Raw genomic sequence first — 24,346 nt, forward strand, 5'->3', positions numbered from 1 at the left:
CGGACAGCACCCACGAGGTGACCCGATGGTTGCACCCACGACCCACCCGGTCCAGTTGATCCAGCCCGACGGGCAACGCGTCCACAACCCCGCTTACAGCGGACTGGTCGCCGATATCGGACCCGCCCGACTCCGCGACCTCTACCGCGACCTGGTCGTCGTCCGCCGGCTCGACAACGAGGCGATCGCGCTGCAGCGCCAGGGCGAACTCGGCCTCTGGGCGCCGATGACGGGCCAGGAGGCCGCACAAGTCGGGTCGGCCCGGGCACTGGAAACCGACGACTACGTCTTCACGAGCTACCGCGAGCACGCCGTCGCCTGGTGTCGTGGTGTCGATCCCGCCGACATGACCGCCCTGTGGCGCGGCTGTGCCCACTCGGGATGGGACCCGGCCACCGTCAACACGACCAATCCCGCCATCGTCGTCGGGGCACAGGGCTTGCACGCGACGGGCTACGCCATGGGAGCCAAGCTCGACGGCGCCGACATCGCCACGATCGTGTATTTCGGCGACGGCGCGACGAGCCAGGGCGACCTGTCGGAGGCGCTCGGATTCGCGGTCGGCTGGGGCGCCGGCGTCGTCTTCTTCTGCCAGAACAACCACTGGGCGATCAGTGCCCCCACGCAGATGCAGAGCCCGGTGCCGCTCGCACAGCGCGCCGCGGGCTTCGGAATGCCCGCCGTGCAGGTCGACGGCAACGACGTCCTCGCCGTTCTCGCGGTCACCCGGCAAGCCGCCCGGCACGCGCGCGAAGGCTCCGGACCGTTCTTCGTCGAAGCGCTCACCTACCGGATGGGACCGCACACCACATCGGACGATCCGAGCAGGTACCGCACACCCGCAGACCTCGAAGCGTGGAAGGTACGCGATCCGCTGGACCGCATGCGACGTCTCCTCGAACGCGAAAACCTTGCCGATCGGGCATTCTTCGACGACGTGGACACGACCGCGCAGGACGCGGCGACGCGGTTGCGGCGCGGCACGCTCGAACTGCCCGACCCGCATCCGCTGACGATGTTCGACCATGTCTACGCCACCGACCATGCGCTGCTCGCGGACGAACGTGCCGGTTACACCGACTATCTCGCGAGTTTCACCGGCGCCGACGAGGAGGCAGTGCGATGACCACCACGACGATGGCGCTCGGCGCGGCACTCAACGCCGGCTTGCGCCGCGCACTCGACCAGGACCGGAAAGTAATTCTGATGGGCGAGGACGTGGGCAGGCTCGGCGGCGTCTTCCGGGTCACCGACACCTTGCAGAAGGATTTCGGTGAAGCGCGAGTGATGGACACTCCTCTGGCCGAATCCGGCATCGTGGGAACGGCATTCGGGATGGCCCTGCGCGGCTACCGCCCGGTGTGCGAAATCCAGTTCGACGGATTCGTCTACCCCGCGTTCGACCAGATCGTCTCGCAGGTGGCGAAAATCCGTTACCGCACCGCGGGAGCGGTCACCGCGCCACTGACCATCCGCATCCCCTACGGCGGCGGCATCGGCGCGGTCGAGCACCATTCGGAATCGCCCGAGGCATATTTCGCCCACACCGCCGGTCTCCGGGTGGTCAGTCCGGGCAGCCCGTCCGACGCGTACTGGATGATTCAGCAGGCTGTCGCGCTCGACGACCCCGTGGTCTTCCTCGAACCGAAACACCGGTACTGGGAACGCGGCGAGGTCGATGTGGACACCGGACCCGATCTTCCCCTCGACCGTGCGCGCATCCTGCGAGCCGGAAGCGACGTCACCGTGGTCACTTTCGGCGCGATGGTGCCCGCCGCCCTGCAGGCTGCGGACATCGCTGCGGCCGAGGGCCGGTCACTCGAGGTGATCGATCTGCGGTCGCTCTCGCCCATCGATTTCGACACCGTCGAAGCGTCGGTGCGCCGCACCGGACGCCTCGTGGTGCTGCAGGAGGCGCCGGTGTTCTGCGGGATCGGCGCCGAGATCGCCGCCCGGACCGCCGAGCGTTGCTTCTACCAACTCGAAGCGCCGGTCCTCCGCGTCGGCGGATTCGACATTCCGTACCCGCCGGCAAAACTCGAATCCCACCACCGGCCGGACCCGGACCGCATCCTCGATGCGGTGGATCGCGCACTCGCGGCATGACGAAGGGAGTGGCGATGTCACAGTCCGTCGAGGAGTTCCGCCTGCCCGATCTCGGGGAGGGACTCACCGAGGCCGAGTGGGTGTCGTGGTCGGTGCAGATCGGCGACCGCCTCGAGCTCAATCAGGTCATCGGCGAGGTGGAGACGGCGAAGGCGACCGTCGAGTTGCCGTCGCCACATGCCGGCACGGTCGCCGAACTCCTCGTCGCACCGGGCCAGACGATCCCCGTGGGCAGCCCGCTGTTGCGGATCGCGGTCGGCGCGGAGCCGTCGGACGGCGCACAACCCGCGGCGTCCCCGGCGTCCGACGAGGCGCCCGCCGAAGCGCGTCCGGCGGTGCTGGTCGGCTACGGCCCGGGCGCCGCACCCGTCAGCCGGCGCGCGACACGGACCAACTCTGCCGGGACCTCGTCGAGCACCACCGGCGCGCCCGCGCACCGCCCGGACGCGAAACCGGGCGCGCGCCGGGAGGCGGCCCTGCTCGGGGTGGATCTCGCGGAGGTCGAGGGCTCCGGGCAGGGAGGGGCGATCACCCGGGACGATGTCCGGCGCGCGGCAGGACCCGATGCCGGGCACACCGAGACGGACACAATGCGACCCGCGTCGGCCACCAGCCGGGTGCCGATCCGCGGTGTCCGCAAACGCACGGCCGACGCTGTGACCCGCAGCGCGTTCACCGCACCGCACGCGACGGTGTTCCTCACCTGCGATGTGACGGCCACAGTCGACCTCGTGACGCGATTGCGCGGCGAACCTGCGTTCGACGGCCGTCACCTCACCGCGCTGACCGTCGTTGCCCGGGCATTGATGCGCGCGGTCTCCGAGGAACCGTCGCTCAACTCACGGTGGGACGACGCCGCCCAGGAGATAGTCGTCCACCACGACATCCATCTCGGGATCGCCGCCGCCACGCCGGACGGGCTGAAGGTCCCGGTCGTGCGCGACGCCCGGCATCTAGCGCTCCCGGACCTCGCGGGTGCGATCGCCGACGCCGCCGATCGCGCCCGGACCGGCCGGGCGACGCCGGCCGAGTTGACCGGTTCCACGGTGTCCGTCACGAACATCGGTGTCTTCGGCATCGAGGCGGGCACACCGATCCTCAACCCGGGCGAAGCGGCGATCCTCGCGGTCGGCGCCATCGCGGATCGTCCGTGGGTGATCGACGGCGCACTCGCCGTCCGCAAGGTCGCGAGCCTGTCGCTCTCGTTCGACCATCGCCTCGTCGACGGTGAGCAGGCCGGCCGGGCGCTCGCCGCGATCGGCCGTTTCCTCGGAGACCCGGTGCCCGCGCTGCTCGGCGGCGCGTAACGAGCCGTTGCCCGGCTTCGGGAGCCGAAATCGGTACCGTGCCCGCGTGACCGATTCTGTGCGGAAGAACGCCCGGCTCGCCCGCGCGCGCGTCGCGGTGTTCACGGTGTTCGGCGTGAACGGGTTCCTGCTCGCCATGTGGGTGGTGCACATCCCGGTGATCCTGGAGCGGGTCGGGACGGGGTACGCGACTCTCGGATCGCTGTTGCTGCTGCTCGCGGCGGGTGCGCTGTGCGGAATGCAGGTGACGGGACGGCTCGCCGACCGATTCGGCAGCCACCGCACGACGATCGTGTCGGCGCTCGCGCTGGCGGTCGTGGCCGTCGGGCCGGGACTCGCGACCGCGCCGTGGCAACTCGGCCTGGCCCTCGCGGTCTTCGGGCTGGCGAACGGCGCACTCGACGTCTCGATGAACTCGCAGGCCGTGGTGCTCGAGCAACGGTACGAACGGCCGATCATGTCGGCGTTTCACGGAGTGTTCTCCGCCGGGGGCATCGCCGGGTCGCTGGTGGGTGCGGCCACCCTCGCGATGGAGGTGAGTCCTCCCGTCACGCTTGCGGCGGCGGGAGGAGTGGCGGTATGCCTGGTCGCATGGGCCGGGCGGCATCTCGTGCGCACCACGCCCGTTCCTCGCCGGTCGCCGTCCGGGCGACGCGGCGGCTATTCCCGGCGGGTCGTGCTGCTCGGTGGTGTCGCGTTCGCGCTGATGCTCTGCGAAGGGGTCGCCAACGACTGGAGTGCCCTCCAGGTCCAGGAGCGACTCGACAGTCCGGCGTCGGTGGCCGCGCTCGCGTTCGGGGCGTTCTCCGCGACGATGACGCTCGGCAGGTTCGTCGCCGACCGGGTGAGCGCGCGTATCGGCAGCGCCGGCGTGATCCGGTACGGAACGCTGATGGCGGCCGTCGGCATGGGTACGGTGATGGCGTCGCCGGTTCTCCCCCTGACGCTCGCCGGGTGGGCGCTCTTCGGTCTCGGACTGTCCGGTGCCGTACCCCAGCTGTTCACCGCGGCAGGCAATCTCGACTCCGGGTCGCCCGGTGCGGACATGTCCCGCGTCGTGGGTCTGGGCTATCTCGGGTTCCTGGCGGGACCGGCCTGTATCGGATGGGTGTCCGAGGCGACGTCTCTCACCACGGCGATGGCGGTGCCGCTCGTCTGCGTACTCGTCGCGGCGCTGCTCGCCCCGGTGCTCACGGCCCCGACGACACCGGCGCCCACGCGGTGATCCGCGTGGGCGCCGGGTGGAAGCGAGGGGTCAGAGAGCCTTCAGCTCTTCGGTGACCTCGGCGACCATCTTCTTCGCGTCGCCGAACAACATCGAGGTGTTGTCCGCCGTGAACAGCGGGTTGTCGATACCCGCGTAGCCGGAACTCATCGACCGCTTGAGCACGATGACGGACTTCGACTGATCCACGTTCAGGATCGGCATTCCGTAGATCGGGCTGGACGAGTCGTGCCGCGCGGCCGGGTTGGTGACGTCGTTCGCGCCGATGACGATGGTGACATCGGTGCGGTTGAACTCACCGTTGATGTCGTCCATCTCCTTGAGCGCGTCGTAGGACACCTCGGCTTCGGCGAGCAGGACGTTCATGTGACCCGGCATCCGTCCCGCGACGGGATGGATCGCGTACTTGACCTCGACACCGCGTTCTTCGAGCAGCGATGCCATCTCCTTGACCGCGTGCTGTGCCTGCGCCACGGCGAGACCGTAGCCGGGCACCACGATGACCTGGTTGGCGTAGGCCATCTGGATCGCCGCGTCGGACGAGGAGGTCGCCTTGACGGTGCCGCCGGTTGCACCGGCGACGCCGGCCGCTCCGCCGTCACCGCCGAACGACCCGAACACGATCGCGGGGATCGAGCGGTTCATGGCCTTGGCCATGAGGTTGGTGAGGATCGTGCCGGAGGCGCCGACGATCATGCCCGCGACGATCATCGCGGTGTTGTTCAGTGCGAGGCCCGCAGCCGCGGCGGACAGACCGGTCAGGGCGTTGAGCAGCGAGATGACGACCGGCATGTCGGCGCCGCCGATCGGCAGCACGACGAACAGACCCATCAGGCCGGCGACGACCAGCAATCCGAGAATCCAGATGCCCGCAGTGGGATCGTTCGCGGGATCGGCGTTGATTCCGATGTAGACGGCAATCGCCAGCGACGCCACGGCGAGAAGAACGTTGGCGATCTGGAACAGCTTCGCGCCTCCGACGAGCTTCTTCTCGACGCTCTTGTTCAGGAGTTCCTGAAGCTTGACGTACGCGACGATCGACCCCCAGAAGGAGATCGAGCCCACGATCGCGGCGAAGAGCGAACCGATGACGATGTGAACGGTGGGCGAGCCGTCGATCCGGGTGAAGCCGTCGGTGTCGAGGAACTCCGCCCAGGCGATGAGCGCGACGGTGCCGCCGCCGACGCCGTTGAACATGGCGACCAACTGCGGCATCGCAGTCATCTTGGTACGCAACGCCGGCGGGACACCCAGCACGACACCGACGATCAGGCCGGCGGCGATGATGATCCAGTTGCCGGTGTCACGAATGTCGATGAGGGTGGCGACGATGGCGAGCAGCATGCCCACCGCGGCGATGTAGTTGCCGCGCACCGCGGTCTTCGGGCCGGTCAGGCCCATCAGACCGTAGATGAACATGCCGAAGGCGATGATGTAGAGGATTGACACGAGGTAGCTCATCGGGCGTCGGCTCCCTTGGTCGCGGCAGCCTTGCCGGAGTCCTTCTTGGGCTTGAACATTGCGAGCATGCGGTCGGTCACGACGAAGCCGCCGACCACGTTGAGCGTGCCGAACACGAGCGCCACGAACAAGATGACCTTGATGCTCCACGGCGCGTCGGCCGGGAGGTGACCGAGCACCACGAGGGCGCCGAGCACGACGATTCCGTGAATGGCGTTGGTGCCGGACATCAATGGGGTGTGCAGGGTGTTCGGGACTTTGGAAATCACTGCGAAACCGACGAACCCGGACAGAACCAGGATCGCGATGTTCGCCAACAGTTCGTTGTACATCTAGGGGGTCTCCTTCGAGCGGGTCACGCACGCCTCGGCGAGAATCTCGTCCGAGAAGTCCGGGGCCGGCGTGCCGTTCTCGTCGAGCATGAGCTCGAGCAAGGCCGCAACGTTCTTCGAGTACAGCTCTGACGCGTGCTCCGGCATCGTCGCGGGAAGATTCAGCGGCGAGCAGATGGTCACTCCGTGCTTGACGACGGTCTGCCCCGGTTCGGTGAGCTCGCAGTTGCCGCCGGTTTCGCCGGCGAGGTCGACGATGACCGAGCCCGGCCGCATTCCCTCCACGGCCGCGGCGGTCACCAGGCGCGGAGCGGGACGGCCGGGCACCAGCGCGGTGGTGATGACGACATCGAAGCCCTTGATGGCATCCTCGAGCGCCTGCTGCTGCTGGGCACGCTCGTCGTCGCTGAGTTCACGGGCGTATCCGCCCTCGCCCGCGGCGTCGATGCCGAGGTCGAGCCACTGGGAACCGACCGAGCGCACCTGATCTGCGACCTCGGGGCGGACGTCGTAGCCGGTGGTCCGGCCGCCGAGCCGTTTGGCGGTCGCGAGTGCCTGCAGGCCGGCGACGCCCACGCCGAGCACCAGCACCGTGGCGGGCTTGACGGTGCCCGCCGCGGTGGTGAGCATCGGGAAGAACCGCGTGGATTCGTTCGCGGCGACCAGGACAGCCTTGTAGCCGGCCACATTGGCCTGGGACGACAGTGCGTCCATGACCTGGGCGCGGGAGATGCGCGGGATGGCCTCGACGGCGTACGCCTCGACACCGGCAGCAGCGAGCGCACCGATCTGGTTGTCGGCGTTGCGCGGCGCGAGGAAACCGATGAGCCGGCGTCCCGAGCCGAGCCGGGCGATCTCCGCGTCGGTGGGTGGTGCGACCTTGACGACCACGTCGGACGACCAGGCGTCGCCGATCTGAGCGCCCGCTTCCTTGTAAGCGGCGTCGGGTATGAGGGCGCCGAGACCCGCACCGGCTTCGACGATCACGTCGAGGCCCTTGGCGATCAGCGACGGCACGATCTTCGGAACAAGCGCGACACGCCGCTCACCGCCGTGGGTTTCACGAACCACGCCGACGGTCGGACGGCGGTGCGCTCCGCTCCCCGTATTCGATCCTTCGGTACTCAATTTCTCTGACTCCTGCGTCGATGAAGTGCGCGGCGCCGCGATCGGCGGCGAGATGTGCGTGCGATCGGGCCATGTGACGGCCTGCACTCGTGGTGACTCTATGCAGGCCTACCGGGACGGCACGCGACCTGCAACTTGCACGAATCGTCTGAATCGAGTCCGAACAGCAAGATGATGCAAGAATGTGACACACCTCACTTCACAAGGTTGCCGCACATTCTGTGAGCGCACGACGCGGAAAGGAAACGCCATGCCACACCGCACGGTCACCGTCGAACGGGTCTACGACCACCCCGCCGACGAGGAGCCGTTCCGGGTTCTCGTGGACCGTCTCTGGCCACGGGGCCTCCGACGGGACGCCTTCCACTACGACGAATGGGCCCAGAACCTCGCTCCCTCGACAGATCTTCGCAAGTGGTATTCCCACGACACCTCTCTGTTCACGGAATTCCGCGACCGCTACCGCACGGAGTTGGCATCTCCTGCGGCCGGCGACGCCATCGCCCGTCTCGACGAGCAGGCGGACGGACGGGCACTCGTGCTGCTCACCGCCACACGCGACGTCGAGCACAGCGGCGCGCGGGTACTCGCCGATTATCTGAGAGAACACTGACGCATCAGAAGAAGCACTGACAGGAAAGAGACGCCCTGCAATGACCGGTGTACCGAGGGAGGACGACGGGGGCGAGCCGGCCTGCCTGCTGCACCTCGTCTGCCCCGACTGCGGCCTGGTCCTCGACGACCCGGAGTCGCCGTGTTCCCGCTGCGTCCGCGCTCCCACCGATCCAGGCAGTGCCGGGAATCCGTCCGGAGGCCCGGGCACTCTTCTACCCTGACTCCATGCATGTTCCTGCCGCGGTCCTCGATCTCACCCGCGGCGCGCGCCGCGTAGCGGTGCTCTCGGGCGCCGGAATGTCCGCCGAGAGCGGCGTGCCCACCTTCCGTGACGCGCAGACGGGGTTGTGGGAGAACTTCGATGCTGCTGCCCTCGCAACCCCCGAGGCCTGGAAAGCCGATCCGGACGCGGTGTGGGCGTGGTACCAGTGGCGGGTCGCGCTCGTACGCAACGTCGCTCCCAACGCCGGTCATCACGCGCTCGCCGAATGGGGACGCACCACAAAGCTCGCGATCGTGACCCAGAACGTCGACGACCTGCACGAGCGCGCCGGCAGCACCGTTCTCGCGCACCTCCACGGCAGCCTCTTCGAACCCCGGTGCAGCGAGTGCGAGCGCCCGATGGACCTGCCCGCACCGCCCGGCGAACCCCTCGAGCGCATCGCGCCCCCCACGTGTGACACGTGCGGAGGAGCCGGCCGCCCGGGGGTCGTCTGGTTCGGCGAGATGCTGCCCCGGCAACCCTGGGACGCGGCAGTCGCCGCCCTGCGCGTCGCGGATGTGCTGCTCGTCGTCGGCACCTCGGGGATCGTGTACCCGGCGGCGGAGCTGCCCGAGTTGGCCGACCGCCACGGCGTTCCGGTCGTCGAGATCAACCCCCAGGACACCGAGTTGTCGTCCCGGGTCGAGGCGGTCTGGCGGACCACGGCAGCGGTGGGGCTGCCCGGTCTGGTGGCTGCTGCGGGGACGCTAGAGTGACGCGATGGGTTCCTGTGTGTTCTGCGACATAGTGGCAGGGTCCGCACGGGCCGCGCGGGTCTACGAGGACGACGATGTGGTCGCCTTCCTCGACGCCCGCCCGGTTGCGCGGGGACACGTACTCGTCGTGCCGCGTGAGCACGTCTCCCGGCTCGAGAACCTCGAACCCGAACTCGGTGCCTCGATGTTCCGCGCCGGACATCGTCTCTCGCGCGCACTCAGCCGCTCGGATCTCACCACCGACGGCACCAACCTGGTACTCAACGACGGCCGCGCCGCGTTCCAGGCCGTTTTCCACACGCACCTGCACGTGATTCCCCGCAGGAAGGGTGACCGTATTCGCCTCGGCGTCGGCCTGGTCCGCCGGCGAGCCCAGAATCCGGACGCCACCGCGGCGGCAATTCGCGCAGGACTCGACCGTCTCGCCTCCGAGGAGAACTCATGACGTCACAACCGGGCAGCACCGCAGTCGATTTTCCCGTCGACACCATCCGGCCGCTCCTGCTCGAAGAATTCGCGGTGATCGACTCGCTGCTGGCCGCCCTGGACAGCGACGGGTGGTTCACGCCGACGAATCTTCCGGGCTGGACGGTCAAGGACATCGTCGCTCACCTGATCGGCACCGAGTCGATGCTGGCCGGGATCGAGGCGCCGCACGTGAACATCGACGTGCATGCGCTCGCCCACGTGCGCAACGAGATCGGTGCTTTCAACGAACACTGGGTCGAGTCGCTGCGTGGAACGCCCGGTTCGGAGGTGCTCGCGCAGTATCGGCAGATCGTCGCGCACCGCACCGAGCAACTGTCGGCGATGACGCAGGAGGATTTCGAGGCGCCCGCGGACACGCCGGTGGGCCGGGCGACCTACGGGCGCTTCATGCGCATCCGCATCTTCGATTGCTGGCTCCACGAACTCGACATCCGGGATGCGATCGGTGCGCCCGGCGACGAAGGCGGCCCGCGGGGCGAACTGGGTTCTGCCGAGATCTTCGGTGCGGTGCCGTTCGTGTTCGGCAAACTCGGTAAGGCACCCGACGGCGCGCGCATCACCCTCGAGCTGAGCGGACCGCTCGCTCGCACCATCCACGTGGAGGTGGACGGGCGCGCCACGGCCGTACCCGAATTGTCCGGCCCCCCGACGACGACGATCGCGATGGACTCGAGTCTGTTCGTGCGACTGGCGGGGGGACGGGTGCGCGCAGTCGACCGACTCGACGAGATCACGCTCGGTGGCGATACCGCCGTCGGGCGCCGCCTCGTCGAGAACCTCGCCTTCACCATCTGATTCCCGTGCGACTGTTCCTCTCGTCGTACCGGCTCGGGTCCGACCCGTCGAAATTCCTGCGCGTGGTCGGTCCCCCGGGCCGCATCGCTGTGATCGCCAACGCGGCCGACGCGTGGCCGCCGGCCGCTCGCCGCTCCGCGGTCACGAGCGAGAGGGAACCGCTTCGCTCGCGGGGATTCGTCCCCGAGGAGATCGATCTGCGCGACCACCTCGGCGACCCCGACTCGCTGCGTGCCCGGCTGCGCGGGTTCGCAGCGGTGTGGGTGCGCGGTGGGAACACGTTCGTGCTGCGCGCGCAGTTGGCGCGTAGCGGCGCAGACGCAGTGCTCACCGATCTCGTCGGCAGCAACGAACTGGCGTACGCCGGGTACAGCGCCGGTGCCTGCGTGGTGACTCCGTCGCTGCGGGGAATCGAGTTCTCCGACGATCCGGAGGAGGTGCGCACCGCGTGCGGAACGGACGTCGTCTGGGATGGTCTGGGATGGATCGATCATGCCGTCGTTCCGCACGCCGGCGCGTCCGCACTGGGCGACGAGGGCATCGAGAAAAGCCTGCGGTACATGCGCGACAACGCAATTCCCTTCGTCGCACTGACGGACGACGACGCGCTCGTCGTGGAGACCGACCCGCGGTGACTCCGGCGGTACGGTGAGAACATGACACAGCACACCGAGTCCGGCAGCACCGACACCCGTGTCGAGCATCTGCCCGAACAGTCCCGCTTCGCGCTCTACCTGGGCGACTCCCTCGCCGCCTACGCCGACTACTCGCAGCGCGGCGACCTGCGCGACTTCGACCACACCGTCACCGACCCGAACTTCCGGGGCCGGGGGCTCGCCGCAGAAATCGTGCGGTTCGCCCTCGACGAGACCCGCAAGGAAGGTCTGAAGATCGGGACGTCGTGCTCGTACGTCGAGAAGTTCGTCGCGGAGCACCCCGAATATCGCAACTGACCGGCCGGGCGCCGCACCCGGACGGCCCGGCGTCAGTTGAAGCCCATCACCTGACTGCCCCATGCCTGCCGCAACGCACCGTCCGGGTCGGCGACGACGGAGTCCTGCGCGTCGAGCAGCAGCGTCAGCCTGTGCTCCGGCTCGTAGGGCGGCCAGTGCGCGGATCCGTCCAGCGCCGCCGGCACACCGTGGTGTGCGAACGCCAGCCACCGCCGCCGGATACGTTCCGCCACCTCCGACGCCGCTTTCCTGCCGCCCAGCCAGAACGTGGGGTCCCGCCCGAGCGTTCCGAAATTACCGAACACATACGGCAATTCGGTGGCATGGCCCGCGCCGATCCGCGCGGCGCGCAGGATCGGGGTGGCGTGATCGAAGCGATACACCCATGTCGGAGAGTGCACGCTGTGCGCCTCGGCAACCCAGACCACCGGCATCCGGAAACCCGCGTCGCCCGAGAGTGCGAGCGCGCCACTGGTTTTCGTGAGGTCCGGGTATGCAGCGATGATATCGGCGAGGCGGTCCGGTTCGAGGTCGGGCCGGTCGTCGGCGAGCGCCTTGAACATTGCCTGGATCGCGGTGTCGTTCACCGGCATCAGAGGCGACTTCATGAATCTGAAGATGGACGGTTCGTCCTTGTTGGAGCCGATGATGAGCGGAATGCGGTGCGACAGACCCTTCTGGAACGCGGCGACCGGATACTTCGGCACCAGATCGCGGTCTACGACGGGCGTCATCGCCAGGGTGCCGGGCACCTTCGTCGGCACTTCGCCGACGAGGATTTCCGATGCCTCGACGAGCGTATCGGTGGGCATGGTGAGCAACTCCCCGACGCGGGATCGCGGTAGTTCGAGAATCTCGAGGAAACGCTCGGCAGCCATGGCGGCGCGTTCGCGCCCGTAGACGGAGGTAGCGGGAGGCGATTGCGCAATGGCCTTGTGGAAGAGGCCTTCCGCTCGAGGGACGGTCATCAGGGTGGTGACGGAACCGCCTCCGGAGGACTCCCCGAACAAGGTGACGTCGTCCGGATCTCCGCCGAATCCTGCGATACAGTCTCGCACCCATTCGAGCGCTGCGATCTGGTCGCGCAGTCCGACGTTGCTTTCGAAGGTGGTCTCCTCAGTGGAAAAGGACGACAGGTCGAGAAACCCGAGAGGCCCGAGCCGGTAGTTGAGAGTCACCACCACCACGTCGCCGGTCTCGCACAGCAGGCGCCCGTCGTAGATCTTCTGCCCCGAATATCCCAGCACGTACGCGCCGCCGTGGATCCACACCATCACGGGCCGTGCTCGGCCGTCGGGTTCGGGCGCCCATATGTTGAGGGACAAGCAGTCCTCCCCCATCGTCATCCCCGGCTCGATGCGGATGGGGCTCTGGCGGCTCTGCGGAGCGATGGGCCCGTATCTGTCACAGTCGAGCACGCCGTCCCACGGTGTGGGTGGCTCGCACGAGCGGAAACGCCGGGCGCCCCCGGTGGACGCTGCGTACGGGATGCCCTTCCACGAGAACACCGGGCCGTCGCGGTATCCGCGTACCTGCCCGTACTTGCAGTCGACGGTGAGCGTTGCAGTGTCCACGTGACCTCCCGATGACCCGACCATTCGCCAACGTACCAATCACGGCTACGCGGGCAGACCGACTCCGGTGAGACCGGGTGGGACGGGAGGTCAGGAAGCGGACGCCTGGGGGCAGGACTCGTGGTCGACGAGCCTGCAGACGAGTTCGTCGAGAGCGCGACGGAGTTCTCCGGTGTGCGTCTCGGACAGTTCGGGTAGGACGGTGGCCAGCGCGATCGGGACCAGTGATGCCGGGCCGAGCAGAACGCCCATCGCGGCATTCAGTGCCTCGACCTCACGGTGCAGTTCGCGGTAGGTGACTGCCACCGAACCCCGGGTCAGCGCGACCCCCTCCGGCTCGCAGCGGACGGCGCCGGCGAGCATTCGGGGAAGTTCCGACATTGCGGGCCAACTGGTTTCGAACTTCTGCACATCCCCGCCTTCGTCGAACGGTCGTTCTCGGTCCCACTAACATACAGAGAGTTTGGTCCGAATTGAGCAGAATGGGACTGCAGGGGCAGGGGGCTTCGTGCCGCCGGCAACTGGTGCTATGGTCGCGGAGACCGACACGGGGTGCTCCGCATTTGCGGGGCTGAGATCACACCCGTCGAACCTGATCAGGTAATTCTGACGAAGGGATGTTTCGGCATGACCGTGCCTGCACACAGTTCCCCGGCCCCGGGCCGTTTCACCGACTTTCTCCACGACCACACGCGTCCCCTCCGGGCCGCGATCGACGACCTGGAGTTCCTGCGTCGCCTGGGTGACGGAACCCTGCCACTCGACGCGTTCCGCACCTACATCGAGCAGGACGCGTTGTACCTCGCGGGTTACTCGAAGGCCCTCGCGCTGCTCTCCGCGAAGTCGCCGGACGCCGGCACCGGGGCGTTCTGGGCGACGAGTGCCGCCACCGCGGCCACCGAGGAATCCGTTCTCCACAACACCCTGCTCTCCGGTGGCGTGCTGCCCCCGTCATCAGGGCCGATCACACACTCCCCGGCGTGCCTGGGCTACGTGTCGTATCTGACGGCGACTGTCGCCACCGCGCCGTATCCGGTGGGGGCCGCCGCCGTGCTGCCCTGCTTCTGGATCTATGCCGAAGTAGCCCGCGACCTCGCAGTTCACGCGGCAGATGTCCTCTCCGCGAATCCCGCACACCCGTACGCACAGTGGGTGGCCGCATACGACGACGAGGCGTTCCGGGCATCGGCCACGACGGCCCGCGAACTCGTCGACGCGGCGGGCGCAGCCGCCACGGACCGCGACCGCGAGGCAATGGCCGAGGCGTTCACGATCGCCACCCGGTACGAACTCATGTTCTGGGCCGACGCCCTCGACACTCGTCCCTGGCCCGGTTCGTGAGGCTCGGCCACCGCCTCGGAGTCTTGCTCGTCGCTCTGGGCGCGCTGGCCACCGTGCCCGCGTGCGCGAACGATCCCGCCTCGGACGGCACCATCCGGTTCGCCCTCGACTGGACTCCGAACACCAACCACACCGGGCTCTACGTGGCCATTCGGGAAGGACTGTTCGAGCAGGCCGGACTCGACGTCGAAATCCTGCCGTACAGCAACACCACGCCGGATCTGCTGATCGACGCCGGGGCCGCCGAGTTCGGAATCTCGACACACTCGCAGGCGACGTTCTCCCGCGCCGCGGGGTCGGACACCGTCACCGTCCTCGCCCCGCTACAACACCGCGCGACCGCGATCGGCGTGCGGGCGGACCGGGCCGACCTGCAGTCCCCCCGGGACCTCGACGGTCTCACCTATGCCGGGTTCGGCGATCCCGGGGACAACGAAACGTTGAGTCAGGTGATCCGCAACGACGGTGGCACAGGGGAATTCACCTCGGTCGTGCTGGGCACCTCCGCGTACGAGGCGGTGTATTCCGGTACCGCCGACTTCACCGTGTCGTATGTCGCCTGGGAAGGCCTCGAGGCGCAACACCGCGGCCTGCCCATGCGGTACTTCGCGCACAGCGACTACGGGTTCCCCGACGCCTACTCGATCGTGGTCGACGGCAACGAGACCTGGATGTCGGAGCATCCCGACAGCGCCCGGGCGTTCATCCAGGCCCTGCAGCAGGGGTACCGGATAGCCGCGGACGATCCGCAGCGCGGAGCGCAACACCTCATCGACGCCGATCCCGGCTTGTTCACCGACGAATCGCTCGTTTTCGAGAGTCAGCAGATGTTGTCGGCGGATTACATGCGCGACGACAGCGGGCAGGTCGGCACACTCGATCTCGAGCGTTGGTCGGGATACTCCCGGTTCCTGTTCGAGGCGGGCCTGCTCGCCGGAGCGGACGGCGCCACACTGACCGAGGAGCCCGACTGGTCGGCCTACTTCACCGATGCCTACCTTGCTCCCTGAAAAGACTTGGCGGAGGGGCACAGCCGGACGTCTGCACGCCCTGCTGCCCGCCGCGACCGTGGCCGTGCTGATGGTCGCGGGGTGGGAATGGTACGTACGGACGACCGGCATCCGGCCACAGGTCCTGCCCCCTCCCAGCCGGGTTCTCACGCAGGGATGGGCGCATCGCGCCGATCTCGCCGGCCACGCCGCGGCGACCTTGCAGGTCACCCTCGCCGGGTTCGCCGTGTCGTTGGTGATCTCGTGGATACTCGCGGTCGCGGTGGACTTCTCCGGCTGGCTGCGGCGCGCGTTCGTACCCTTGTTCGTGGTGTCGCAGACGCTCCCGATCATCGCGATCGCACCGTTGATGATCATCTGGTTCGGATTCGGTCTGCTGCCCAAGATCCTGGTCATTGCCCTGGCCACGTTCTTCCCGATGACGATCGGTTTGATCGAGGGTTTCGCGGCAGCCGACCGGGAAGCCGGCGCGCTGATGCGAAGCATGGGCGCCAGTCGCCGGCAGGAGTTCAGGTACGTGCGACTCCCCTCGGCACTGCCCCGTTTCTTCACGTCGTTGCGTATCGGAATCACCTACGCGGTGGTCGGAGCAGTCTTCGCCGAATATGTCGGTGCCACTTCCGGACTCGGTATCTATATGGCGACACAGAAGAACTCCTTCCGCACCGACCTGGTGCTCGCGGCGGTCGCCGTCACCGCGGCCGTCTCTCTGCTCCTGTATCTGCTCACCTACGCCGCGGAGCGACTCGTCGCGCCGTGGGCATCGACGCCGGAGACCCGGCCGTGAGCGCGGTGTCCGTGACCGGCCTACGCCGGTCGTTCGGCGGTAACACCGTCCTCGACGGTATCGACTTCGACGTGGCGGCCGGAGAGTTCGTCTCCGTCATCGGACCCAGCGGGTCGGGCAAATCCACGCTGTTCGGTGTGATCGCCGGACTCGACACGCCCGACGCCGGCGCCGTCTCCATCGGCGGAACTCCCGCAGCACCCGGCCGGGTGGCGCTGATGCCACAGAAGGATCTGCTGTTTCCCTGGCGCAGCGTCCTCGACAACTGCACCCTCGGACTCGAGGTCCAGGGCACCCCGCGACGCCGGGCCCGGGAGCGGGCCCGCTCGTTGTTTCCCGCATTCGGACTTTCCGGATTCGAACACGCGCGGCCGGGTCAACTCTCGGGCGGGATGCGGCAACGAGCGGCACTCGCCCGCACCGTCCTTCAGGGGCGCGATGTACTGCTGCTCGACGAACCGTTCGGCGCCCTCGACTCGCTCACCCGCACCGACATGCAGTTGTGGCTACAGGGCGTCCGGGACCGCGACCGGTGGACGGTGCTGATGATCACCCACGACGTCCGGGAGGCGATCCTGCTCTCCGACCGCGTCCTCGTTCTCTCGGCCCGGCCGGCCACCATCCGTCACCAGGTCCGGGTCCCGCTCCCGCGGCCTCGGTCGCTACGGACCCTCACCGACCCTGCGTTCGTCGACGTCGAACGCGAACTGGTGTCGATGCTGCACGAAGGCCGGTGACGCACGGCCGGAACGCGTCTCACACCACGCCGAACGCTTCCTCGAGATCGGTGAGCGACTGCTCGATATGCCCGAGCAACCGTTGCAGACTCGGAAGCGTGCGGCGGCATCCGACGATCCCCACGTCGAGCGAGCCGTCGGTGTTGGTGACCGTGATGTTCAGGGCCTGCCCGTCGAGCACCACGGAGGTCGGGTACACCCCGTCCAGCCGTGCTCCCTTCCAGTACAGCGGTTCTCGCGGACCGGGGACATTGGAGATGATGAGGTTGAACGGCGGGGGCGTGAAGCGCACGACGCCGGGTACGGGTGTCAGACCGAGCGGAGCGATGTTGGCCGCCGACCAGACCAGAGCCTCGACCGGCGTCAGCCCGCGGAACAGCGCCTTCCCCTCGCTCATCGAGGCACGAATCACCCGAAGCCGTTCGGCCGGGTCGGGGGAATCGGTTCCGAGATTGCACAGCGTCACCCCCACCGAGTTCCCGCCCGCATCGATCCTGTCGGCCGTGCGCAACGAGACCGGCACCATCGCGACGAGGGGATCCTCGGGCAGTGCGTCGAGTTCGAGCAGGAACGCGCGGAGGGCACCCGAACACACGGCCAGCACGACGTCGTTGACGGTCGCGTCCGCCGCGTCGTGCACCCGTGCGATGCGGTCGAGCGGCCACGAGCGCGACGCGAACCGCCGCGCGCCGCCGATCGGCACGTTGAAGATCGACCGGGGGGCTTCGAACGGTAGCGCGACGCTGCGCTGCCCCACGAGGGTGCTTGCGACCCGCCAGACGCCCGCGGCGGCTTCGACCGCGTCACCGGCCAGTCCCCGCACCGCCCCGACAAGTGCGGTCGGTGTGGACAGCAGCCCGTTGCCCTGTTCGCCGGTCGCCGCGGTGGTGGGGCGCTCGTGATGCGGCAGGTTCCACGGAACCCTCGTCTCGGAGGAATCCGGATCGGGATCGAGCGTGCGGTGCAGCAGACGAAGGCCCGTCACACCGTCCATCAGCGAATGGTGCAGTTTCGTGTACACCGCGAACCGCCCACCTTCGAGCCCCTCGACGAGGTACATCTCCCACAGTGGCCGATGCCGGTCGAGCAGAGTGCCGTGAAGCCGGGACACGAGGGCGAACAGGTCCGTGGACCGTCCCGACGCGGGAAGCGCCGAGTGCCGGACGTGGTATTCGAGATCGACCTCCTCGTCGACCGACCACCACAGGTAGCCGAGGCTGGACACGGGATACCCGGGGCGTTTGCGGAACGCCTCGTCCACCACCTCGGTCGCGAGGAACTGCGCGTACAGGTCGGACACGTAGTCCGGACCCGCACCCTCCGGTGGAGTGAACACTTCGAGCGATCCCACGTGCATCGGATGCTCTCTCGATTCTGCGAGCAAGAAGATCGAATCGGTCACCGGCATGATCCCCACGGGCTCTGCCCCCTTCGCCAGTCCCTCGTGTAACGCACGTCACACGGCATCGTACGTCGGGGGTACTCTGGAAAATCCGGGGTTCGCACGTTTCCGAACCGGACGCGCATCGCCGGGCGCCGAGCGACGGGTACCGCCGCACGGGTGCAGCGGTACAAGGAGGTGCCGGCGACCATGCGCAGTGCAGTAACGAAGGCAGCAGTACCGAACACGGCAGCGATCCCGTCCCCCGACCGGCCGCCGCTCGTCAGAGAGTTCGCCGGGGTGAGTCTGCAGTCCCGTGCACTGTCGATGTCCGTCCGGCGCACTGTCCGGCCGTTCATCGAGGCATGGGCGTTCACGCCGTCGCTTCCGTGGCCCGCGTCGCTGGTCGACCGGGCCGCGTTCTCGGTTCGTCCGGTCCAGGGCACCCGTCGACACGAGGTGCGATTGCCCGACTGCCGCGCGGAATTCCTGTACACCGGCAACGTGGGCGACCAGCAGGCCGTTCTCTACCTCCACGGCGGAGCGTTCCTGTGCTGCGGGCTCGCGACCCACCGCAATCTCGTCTCCCGGATCTCGTCGGCAACGCAGGCGCCCGTGCTGTCGGTGGGCTACCGGATGCTGCCCCGCCATCCGATCCGCCGGTCGGTCGAGGACGGGATCGCGGGCCTCCGGTGGTTGCTCTCCCGCGGATATCCCATCGACCGGATCGTCGTCGCGGGCGACTCTGCCGGCGGCTTCTTGACATTCGCCGTCGCACACGAGGCGCTGCGCCTCGGGCTCGGCCGGGTGGCCGGCACCGTCGCGTTGTCGCCGCTCACCGACCTCGACCCGTTCCCCAAACTCGATCACCCGAACTCGTACCGGTGCGCCCTGTTTCCGCGACGTGCCGTCCCCGTCCTTCTCGGCCTCGTCCGGCGCGCCGAGAGCCGCGGGGGCGAGGGCTACGCGCCCGTGGTGTCGCCCGTGGACCTCGACCTCACAGGCATGCCGCCCGCGCTCATCCAGACCGGCTCGGAAGAGATGGTCTACACCGATGCCCGATTGATGGGCGAGCGCCTCGAAGCGGCCGGAGTGCCGGCGGAAGTGCAGGTCTGGGAGAAGCAGATCCACGTGTTCCAGGCTGCCGCCGGAGTGGTCCCCGAGGGGACGCGCGCACTCTCGGAGGTCGGGCGGTTCGTCCGCGCCCTGGGTTGACGATTCCCACGGGGATCAGGGTGGGGTGACGAGGAACCCGCGCCGTACGGGACGAGAGAGACGTCAGTTCCAGTTGTCGATCTTGACGTCGTGGGGATCCGGAGTGCCCGTGCCGGTTTCGATCAACGACTTCAGGCTCATCAAGAACAGTGCCCACTTGGTGCTGCAATGGTGCATGAATTCCACCGGTTCCTTCCAGCCCCGATGGCCGAACAGCACGATGGTGTAGTCGCCGACCTGCTCGAGGTCCCAGGACACGTGTGTGCCGATCCATTCCTCGGGTCCGTCGATCACCTCCCAGAGCACCCGCGTATCCGGATCGAGTTCGAGGACCTTCATGTCGAATCCTCCGGCCCCGAACCGGAATCGCAGCGTGCCGCCGACGTCGTCGCCGTCACCTCGGGTGTCGGTCGTCCACCAGCCGGCAAGCCGCTCGGCGGTGGTCAGGGCGGCATAGACCTGCGCCACCGGCGCCTCGATCCCGACCCTGTGCAGGATGTCTACCATTTCGGGTACTTCCTTTCCGGTGTTGTTGCGTCTCCGTCACGTCACGGCGATGTGCCGTTCCGGTCCGTCTCACGCTCGAGAGCCTCGGCGACCCGCTTGATGCGCCGGAGCCTGGCATCCCACCCCGACCCCACCGAGGACAGCTGCGCGACTGCGCGAGCGAGTTGCACCTCGTCAACCCGGTACTTGCGTTCCCGCCCGGCAGGCGCGACGTGCACCAAGCCGACCCGGTCCAGCACACCGAGATGTTTTGCGACGGCCTGCCGGGTCACGGGGAGATGTTCGCTGAGACCTGTTGCGGTGCCCTCGCCCTCCGTCAGGAGCAGGTCGAGCAACCGCCGACGGGTCGGATCCCCTATCGCCGACCACAGATCGTCGTCGACCGACACGCTCATGGAGTGACAGTCCCCCAGCCTGTCTCGGCCCCGAACGGGGCGAGTTCGACGGCAACCGGTTTTCTGTCCATACATGCTCCATATGCAACTGGTGGTTGCACATCACGCTAGCCCTTCCCTCACTACAGTGCAACCATCGGTTGCGCACCGGTCGGGTTGCCTGTCTCCCATTCCCGCCGGTCCGGCCAGGAGCGGTGCGGTCGGTGCGGTGTGCCGAGCGCGGTGTCGGTAGGGGCGACTAGTGTTTTTTGGCACGGGTCGAAGCCCTGAGAAGGGACCGGAGCAAGGAAGGGGGGCCGAACATGGCCGAGGCGCACAACCGCTTCGACCGCGACGTCGATCTGGCGTGGCGGGAATTCCGCGCGCGACTGGCCGACCACGTCGCCGCCATGCAGGACGGCGACGGCCTGGTACTCGAGCCTCTCGCAGAGGAGTCGGCCGGGCCCGCCGGGCCGTGCGTGCAGTTCTACGCATGGGACGAAGACCAGGTGCGGTGCGAGGTGCCGTCCAACACCCATCTCGCGGACAACCGCAGGTTGCGCCCGGAGGACGAGGCGTTGCTGCTCGAACTCGGGCTGCACGCGCCGTCGCGTGGCGCCGACGACCCGGAAGACGGTGGATCCCCCGCGTTCTGGATCGACCGGCCGCTGGCGTGGGCCGATCAGCTCGCCGAACTGTCCGTCCGTGCGCTGCGCGAGGTCTGGGGCGTGCCGCATCCGTTGTTCCTGCGGTCCGAGACGTTCGGCGCGGGACGCACACCGGTGTTCGAGCCGCCCGGGCCACGGGCCGAGAGCCGCCCGGCGGTGCTTTCCCAACTCGCCGTCGAACCCGTGAGCGAGGACCACATCCGCGAGCTGATCGAATCCACCGTGCACGACCGCATCGGCGAGTGCCCCGCCTGGGACGAGGACGGCGATCTGATTCTCAAGATCGACGGAGTGCTGGTGTTCGTCGGCGTCGGTCCGGGTGGCGCGTCGGTCGACCTGTTCGCCCCGATCGTCCATTCCATCACCGGCCGCACCCGGGCGGCGGAAGTGGTGTCCGATCTCAATCGGCGCTGGCCCCACCAGAAATTCGTCCTCGTCGACGACCGTCTCGCCGTGGTGAACCATCTGCCCGCGTCACCGTTCGTACCCGCGCACCTGGTGTCCGCACTCGACGGGCTCGCACAGTTCCTCGAAACCGTCGACAACGCGTTCGCGTCGCACGTCGGCGGTATGCCGTTGCGCGAACAGGAACCCGACCACGAGTGTGTCCCCGAATCGTTCGAGGATCCGCCGTGGACACCCGCGGGAGAAGAAGATCTTCCGCTGCCACTGCTGGCACTGCGCGACTTCCACCTCGACGGCAAGGTCGAAATCCCCACGAGGACGGTCGCTGCGCTCGGCGATTGGGAGTCCGAGCACCTGCAGGCGTTCCTCGACATGAGCAACGAACAGCAGGTCGGCTGGGCGAGTGAGGCACTCGCGCGCGCGGCGTCCGGGAACGACGACGGCGTGGCCGAGGCGGACGCCAAGGCACACCAGTGGGAGCTGACCGGCCGCTCGCTCACCGCCGCACTCGAACTCCTCGAGCGACAGGGCGACGAGCCGAAGCAGCGTGCGCCCCGCTCGAAGCCGCTCCCGCCCGACCAGCCCGCCCTGTTCGACAACCCCGACGAACCCACCCTGTTCGACGGCTTCGGCGACTGACCGTCGAGCAGCTACCGGGTCTGCGTCTGCGACCGGCCCGGCTTGCTGGCATGATTCGACATCGTGACGTCGACGGAAAATCTACGAGAACTGGCCGGCCATCACGGGATCTCCACGACCTACGTCGGCTGGGACGGCGACGAGCACGATGTTTCGGACCGCACGCTGCAACGGATCCTGGCAGCGCTGGACGTTCCCGCCGCCACTCCCGAGCAGATCTCGGCCTCGCTCGCCGATGTACCCGACCGGCCGTGGCGGCAGATGCTGCCGCCGTCCCTGGTGGTCACGGAGAACGAACAGCGGACCTTTCCCGTCCACGTCCCGCACGGCGACCCGGTGTCGGTGTGGGTGGTCGACGAGGACGGCCGTGAGGTCGCCGTCGAGCAACTCGATGTCTGGGTGGACCCACGTCTCGTCGACGACCGGCTCGTCGGCCGGGCCACCTTCGCGGTGCCCCGCCTGCCCCTCGGCTGGCACACGCTGCACGCGCGCAGCAACGACGTGGAGAGCACGGCGACACTCGTCGTCACGCCGGTGCGACTGGCGACAGCCGACCGAATCCTGCAACAGCAACGCTGGGGCCTTGCGGCGCAGTTGTATTCGGTACGGTCACGCCGTTCGTGGGGTATCGGGGATTTCGCCGATCTCGCCGACCTCGCGGCCGTCACCGGCGGGCACGGCGGAGATTTCGTCCTGGTCAATCCGGTGCACGCCGCCGAGCCGGTCCCGCCACACGAGCCGTCGCCCTATCTCCCGTCGTCCCGCCGGTTCGTCGACCCGCTGTACGTGCGGGTCGAGAACATCCCCGAAACCGCGTATCTGCCGCGCAAGCACCGCGCCAAGCTGGACGAGAGCGCAGCCCGCTTCACGAAGGTGAACAAGAAGGCGGCGCAACTGGACCGCGACACCACGTACCGGGCGAAGCTGGACATGCTCGAGCATGTGTACCGGGTGCCTCGCGGCCCCGCGCGGCAGGCACGGTTCGACGCGTTCTGCGCCCAGGGCGGAGCGGCGCTCGACGACTTCGCACTGTGGTGTGCGCTGGCCGAGAAGTTCGGCTCCCGGAAGTCGCAATGGCTCACCCGCGCGCCGTCCCCCGACGCCCCGGGCGTCGGCGAACTCCGGGAGAGACTTGCCGGCCGAATCGATTTCTATCGGTGGTTGCAGTGGGTGTGCGACGAGCAGCTCACCGACGCACAGGACAGCGCTCGCGCCGCCGGGCTCGACATCGGGATCGTTCACGACCTGGCGGTCGGTGTGCGCCGGGACGGCGCCGACGCGTGGACCCTGGGTGATGTGCTCGCCTCGGGCGTCACGGGCGGCGCTCCCGCGGACGACTTCAATCGCAACGGGCAGAACTGGAATCAGCCACCGTGGCGGCCGGACCGACTCGCGGAGGTGGGCTACCTTCCGTACCGCGATGTGGTGCGCTCGGCACTGCGTCACGCGGGAGGTGTCCGGGTCGATCACATCCTCGGATTGTTCCGTACGTGGTGGGTCCCGGAAGGCTTCTCCCCCGCGGACGGCGCCTATGTACGGAGCGACCACGAGGCCCTGATCGGCATTCTCGCGCTCGAGGCGCAGCGTGCCGATGCCGTGGTGATCGGCGAGGATCTCGGTGTGTTCGAGGAGTGGGTGCAGGAGTATCTGGCCCGGCGCGGAATCGCGGGCACGTCGATCCTGTGGTTCGAGAAGGACGGCGACACCCCTCGCTCCCCCGAGACCTACCGCAGGCTGTGCCTGACCTCCGTGACGACCCATGACCTGCCGCCCACGTCCGGTTACCTTGCTGCCGAGCACATCACGTTGCGGTCGGCGCTCGGACTGCTCGAACGCGACCTCGAGACGGAACTGGCCGACGAAGCGGTCGCACGGGATGCGGTGCTGCGGCTCGCGAGGGAACACGGGTTCCCGGTGTCGGAGGACGACTCCGACGACGCGGTCACTGTGCAGTCGCTGCATCGCCTGATCGCGACCAGTCCTTCTGTGCTGCTGGGGCTTTCGCTTGCAGACGCTGTGGGCGAACGACGCAGTCAGAACCAGCCGGGCACCGTCGACGAGTACCCGAACTGGCGGATTCCGCTCGCCGACGAGCACGGCAAGGCGGTGTTGCTCGAGGATCTCGCGGGCAACGAGCGCTTCGCCGCACTCGCAGCGGCACTCTCACCGCCCGCTACCGCTCGGGACTGACCGTGCAGCCACCCGATCCTCGGACCGGGGGGGGTCACCGCCGGAGACTAAATGAGGTACATCGCCACCATATCCGCGGCGTACCGCACCGGTACATTATCATAATCACAAAATACCCAGCCCACGAAA

General features: G+C 68.1%; 25 protein-coding genes and 1 riboswitch. Of the genes, 17 read left to right on the forward strand and 8 right to left on the reverse strand.

The window, feature by feature from the left end; translation table 11 throughout:
• Nucleotides 1–25 precede the first annotated feature (25 nt).
• The 4 genes from pdhA to ACFWBU_RS12115 are packed head-to-tail and all read left to right on the forward strand — an operon-like array spanning nt 26 to nt 4,638.
• Nucleotides 26–1,126: a pyruvate dehydrogenase (acetyl-transferring) E1 component subunit alpha gene (gene pdhA, locus ACFWBU_RS12100; protein ID WP_169652768.1), complete on the forward strand. Its 1,101-nt coding sequence runs from the start codon at nt 26–28 to the stop codon at nt 1,124–1,126.
• Nucleotides 1,123–2,106 carry an alpha-ketoacid dehydrogenase subunit beta gene (locus ACFWBU_RS12105; protein WP_378528369.1) on the forward strand — a complete coding sequence of 328 codons (984 nt, stop codon included), beginning with the start codon at nt 1,123–1,125 and terminating at the stop codon, nt 2,104–2,106. Before pdhA ends, ACFWBU_RS12105 begins: the two co-directional genes overlap by 4 nt.
• 14 nt (nt 2,107–2,120) lie before the next feature.
• Nucleotides 2,121–3,413 (forward strand): dihydrolipoamide acetyltransferase family protein, encoded by a 1,293-nt coding sequence (locus tag ACFWBU_RS12110; protein WP_378528370.1) that lies wholly within the window; start codon nt 2,121–2,123, stop codon nt 3,411–3,413.
• A gap of 46 nt (nt 3,414–3,459) precedes the next feature.
• Nucleotides 3,460–4,638, forward strand: a complete 1,179-nt coding sequence (locus ACFWBU_RS12115; protein ID WP_378528371.1) for an MFS transporter — start codon at nt 3,460–3,462, stop codon at nt 4,636–4,638.
• Between the two features lie 30 nt (nt 4,639–4,668).
• Here ACFWBU_RS12115 and ACFWBU_RS12120 read toward each other — a convergent pair whose 3' ends face one another.
• The 3 genes from ACFWBU_RS12120 to ACFWBU_RS12130 are packed head-to-tail and all read right to left on the reverse strand — an operon-like array spanning nt 4,669 to nt 7,559.
• Nucleotides 4,669–6,099 carry an NAD(P)(+) transhydrogenase (Re/Si-specific) subunit beta gene (locus ACFWBU_RS12120; protein WP_296551506.1) on the reverse strand — a complete coding sequence of 477 codons (1,431 nt, stop codon included), beginning with the start codon at nt 6,097–6,099 and terminating at the stop codon, nt 4,669–4,671.
• A complete protein-coding gene (locus ACFWBU_RS12125) occupies nt 6,096–6,431 on the reverse strand; it encodes an NAD(P) transhydrogenase subunit alpha (RefSeq protein ID WP_169622460.1) in 336 nt (111 codons plus the stop codon). The genes ACFWBU_RS12120 and ACFWBU_RS12125 overlap by 4 nt, the downstream gene beginning before the upstream one ends.
• The gene (locus ACFWBU_RS12130; RefSeq protein WP_169622459.1) at nt 6,432–7,559 is read right to left on the reverse strand and encodes a Re/Si-specific NAD(P)(+) transhydrogenase subunit alpha; all 1,128 of its coding nucleotides are present in this window, start codon (nt 7,557–7,559) and stop codon (nt 6,432–6,434) included.
• A gap of 250 nt (nt 7,560–7,809) precedes the next feature.
• Here ACFWBU_RS12130 and ACFWBU_RS12135 point away from each other — a divergent pair, with 250 nt between their 5' ends.
• The 6 genes from ACFWBU_RS12135 (at nt 7,810) to ACFWBU_RS12160 (ending at nt 11,389) form a co-directional block, all read left to right on the forward strand.
• Complete coding sequence (locus tag ACFWBU_RS12135) at nt 7,810–8,172, forward strand: DUF488 domain-containing protein (protein WP_169622458.1); 363 nt, start codon at nt 7,810–7,812, stop codon at nt 8,170–8,172.
• Between the two features lie 227 nt (nt 8,173–8,399).
• Nucleotides 8,400–9,152 carry an NAD-dependent deacetylase gene (locus tag ACFWBU_RS12140; RefSeq protein WP_378528372.1) on the forward strand — a complete coding sequence of 251 codons (753 nt, stop codon included), beginning with the start codon at nt 8,400–8,402 and terminating at the stop codon, nt 9,150–9,152.
• Nucleotides 9,153–9,156: 4 nt separating this feature from the next.
• Nucleotides 9,157–9,597 carry an HIT family protein gene (locus ACFWBU_RS12145; RefSeq protein WP_169622456.1) on the forward strand — a complete coding sequence of 147 codons (441 nt, stop codon included), beginning with the start codon at nt 9,157–9,159 and terminating at the stop codon, nt 9,595–9,597.
• On the forward strand, nt 9,594–10,436 hold the full coding sequence (locus tag ACFWBU_RS12150; protein ID WP_169622455.1) for a maleylpyruvate isomerase family mycothiol-dependent enzyme: 843 nt from the start codon (nt 9,594–9,596) through the stop codon (nt 10,434–10,436). The genes ACFWBU_RS12145 and ACFWBU_RS12150 overlap by 4 nt, the downstream gene beginning before the upstream one ends.
• Nucleotides 10,437–10,441: 5 nt before the next feature.
• A complete protein-coding gene (locus ACFWBU_RS12155; protein ID WP_169622454.1) occupies nt 10,442–11,071 on the forward strand; it encodes a Type 1 glutamine amidotransferase-like domain-containing protein in 630 nt (209 codons plus the stop codon).
• 21 nt (nt 11,072–11,092) lie between these two features.
• The gene (locus ACFWBU_RS12160; RefSeq protein WP_169622453.1) at nt 11,093–11,389 is read left to right on the forward strand and encodes a GNAT family N-acetyltransferase; all 297 of its coding nucleotides are present in this window, start codon (nt 11,093–11,095) and stop codon (nt 11,387–11,389) included.
• A 32-nt stretch (nt 11,390–11,421) separates the two neighbouring features.
• On the opposite strand, the gene ACFWBU_RS12165 is transcribed toward ACFWBU_RS12160, so the two are convergent.
• The gene (locus ACFWBU_RS12165) at nt 11,422–12,987 is read right to left on the reverse strand and encodes a carboxylesterase/lipase family protein (protein WP_169622452.1); all 1,566 of its coding nucleotides are present in this window, start codon (nt 12,985–12,987) and stop codon (nt 11,422–11,424) included.
• A 66-nt stretch (nt 12,988–13,053) separates the two neighbouring features.
• The gene (locus tag ACFWBU_RS12170; protein ID WP_296551519.1) at nt 13,054–13,374 is read right to left on the reverse strand and encodes a non-ribosomal peptide synthetase; all 321 of its coding nucleotides are present in this window, start codon (nt 13,372–13,374) and stop codon (nt 13,054–13,056) included.
• Nucleotides 13,375–13,501: 127 nt separating this feature from the next.
• Nucleotides 13,502–13,598: riboswitch (TPP riboswitch) on the forward strand.
• Here ACFWBU_RS12170 and ACFWBU_RS12175 point away from each other — a divergent pair.
• From ACFWBU_RS12175 to ACFWBU_RS12190, 4 genes are all read left to right on the forward strand, one after another.
• On the forward strand, nt 13,591–14,304 hold the full coding sequence (locus ACFWBU_RS12175; protein WP_169622451.1) for a TenA family protein: 714 nt from the start codon (nt 13,591–13,593) through the stop codon (nt 14,302–14,304). It overlaps the preceding riboswitch by 8 nt.
• A gap of 23 nt (nt 14,305–14,327) precedes the next feature.
• Nucleotides 14,328–15,314: an ABC transporter substrate-binding protein gene (locus ACFWBU_RS12180; protein ID WP_378528373.1), complete on the forward strand. Its 987-nt coding sequence runs from the start codon at nt 14,328–14,330 to the stop codon at nt 15,312–15,314.
• Nucleotides 15,295–16,101: an ABC transporter permease gene (locus tag ACFWBU_RS12185; RefSeq protein ID WP_169622449.1), complete on the forward strand. Its 807-nt coding sequence runs from the start codon at nt 15,295–15,297 to the stop codon at nt 16,099–16,101. The genes ACFWBU_RS12180 and ACFWBU_RS12185 overlap by 20 nt, the downstream gene beginning before the upstream one ends.
• The gene (locus ACFWBU_RS12190) at nt 16,098–16,838 is read left to right on the forward strand and encodes an ABC transporter ATP-binding protein (protein ID WP_169622448.1); all 741 of its coding nucleotides are present in this window, start codon (nt 16,098–16,100) and stop codon (nt 16,836–16,838) included. Before ACFWBU_RS12185 ends, ACFWBU_RS12190 begins: the two co-directional genes overlap by 4 nt.
• Before the next feature lie 19 nt (nt 16,839–16,857).
• Here the strand turns inward: ACFWBU_RS12190 and ACFWBU_RS12195 are convergent, their stop codons facing one another.
• Nucleotides 16,858–18,246 (reverse strand): wax ester/triacylglycerol synthase family O-acyltransferase, encoded by a 1,389-nt coding sequence (locus tag ACFWBU_RS12195; protein ID WP_378528374.1) that lies wholly within the window; start codon nt 18,244–18,246, stop codon nt 16,858–16,860.
• 183 nt (nt 18,247–18,429) lie between these two features.
• On the opposite strand from ACFWBU_RS12195, the gene ACFWBU_RS12200 reads away from it, so the two are divergent.
• Nucleotides 18,430–19,434, forward strand: a complete 1,005-nt coding sequence (locus ACFWBU_RS12200) for an alpha/beta hydrolase (RefSeq protein ID WP_169652761.1) — start codon at nt 18,430–18,432, stop codon at nt 19,432–19,434.
• 63 nt (nt 19,435–19,497) lie between these two features.
• On the opposite strand, the gene ACFWBU_RS12205 is transcribed toward ACFWBU_RS12200, so the two are convergent.
• Together ACFWBU_RS12205 and ACFWBU_RS12210 are read right to left on the reverse strand one after the other, a co-directional pair.
• Nucleotides 19,498–19,941: an SRPBCC domain-containing protein gene (locus ACFWBU_RS12205; RefSeq protein WP_169622445.1), complete on the reverse strand. Its 444-nt coding sequence runs from the start codon at nt 19,939–19,941 to the stop codon at nt 19,498–19,500.
• 41 nt (nt 19,942–19,982) lie between these two features.
• Entirely contained in the window at nt 19,983–20,336 is a 354-nt protein-coding gene (locus ACFWBU_RS12210) for a helix-turn-helix domain-containing protein (RefSeq protein ID WP_169622444.1), read from the reverse strand.
• A gap of 302 nt (nt 20,337–20,638) precedes the next feature.
• Between ACFWBU_RS12210 and ACFWBU_RS12215 the strand changes: the two genes are divergently transcribed.
• Both ACFWBU_RS12215 and malQ read left to right on the forward strand, forming a co-directional pair.
• Nucleotides 20,639–22,027, forward strand: coding sequence for a hypothetical protein (locus ACFWBU_RS12215; protein WP_378528376.1), 1,389 nt, complete (start codon nt 20,639–20,641; stop codon nt 22,025–22,027).
• A 63-nt stretch (nt 22,028–22,090) separates the two neighbouring features.
• Nucleotides 22,091–24,217 carry a 4-alpha-glucanotransferase gene (malQ, locus tag ACFWBU_RS12220; RefSeq protein ID WP_378528377.1) on the forward strand — a complete coding sequence of 709 codons (2,127 nt, stop codon included), beginning with the start codon at nt 22,091–22,093 and terminating at the stop codon, nt 24,215–24,217.
• Nucleotides 24,218–24,346: the final 129 nt, after the last annotated feature.

The organism is Rhodococcus sp. NPDC060084 (genome assembly GCF_042730335.1).
Classification (GTDB): domain Bacteria; phylum Actinomycetota; class Actinomycetes; order Mycobacteriales; family Mycobacteriaceae; genus Rhodococcus.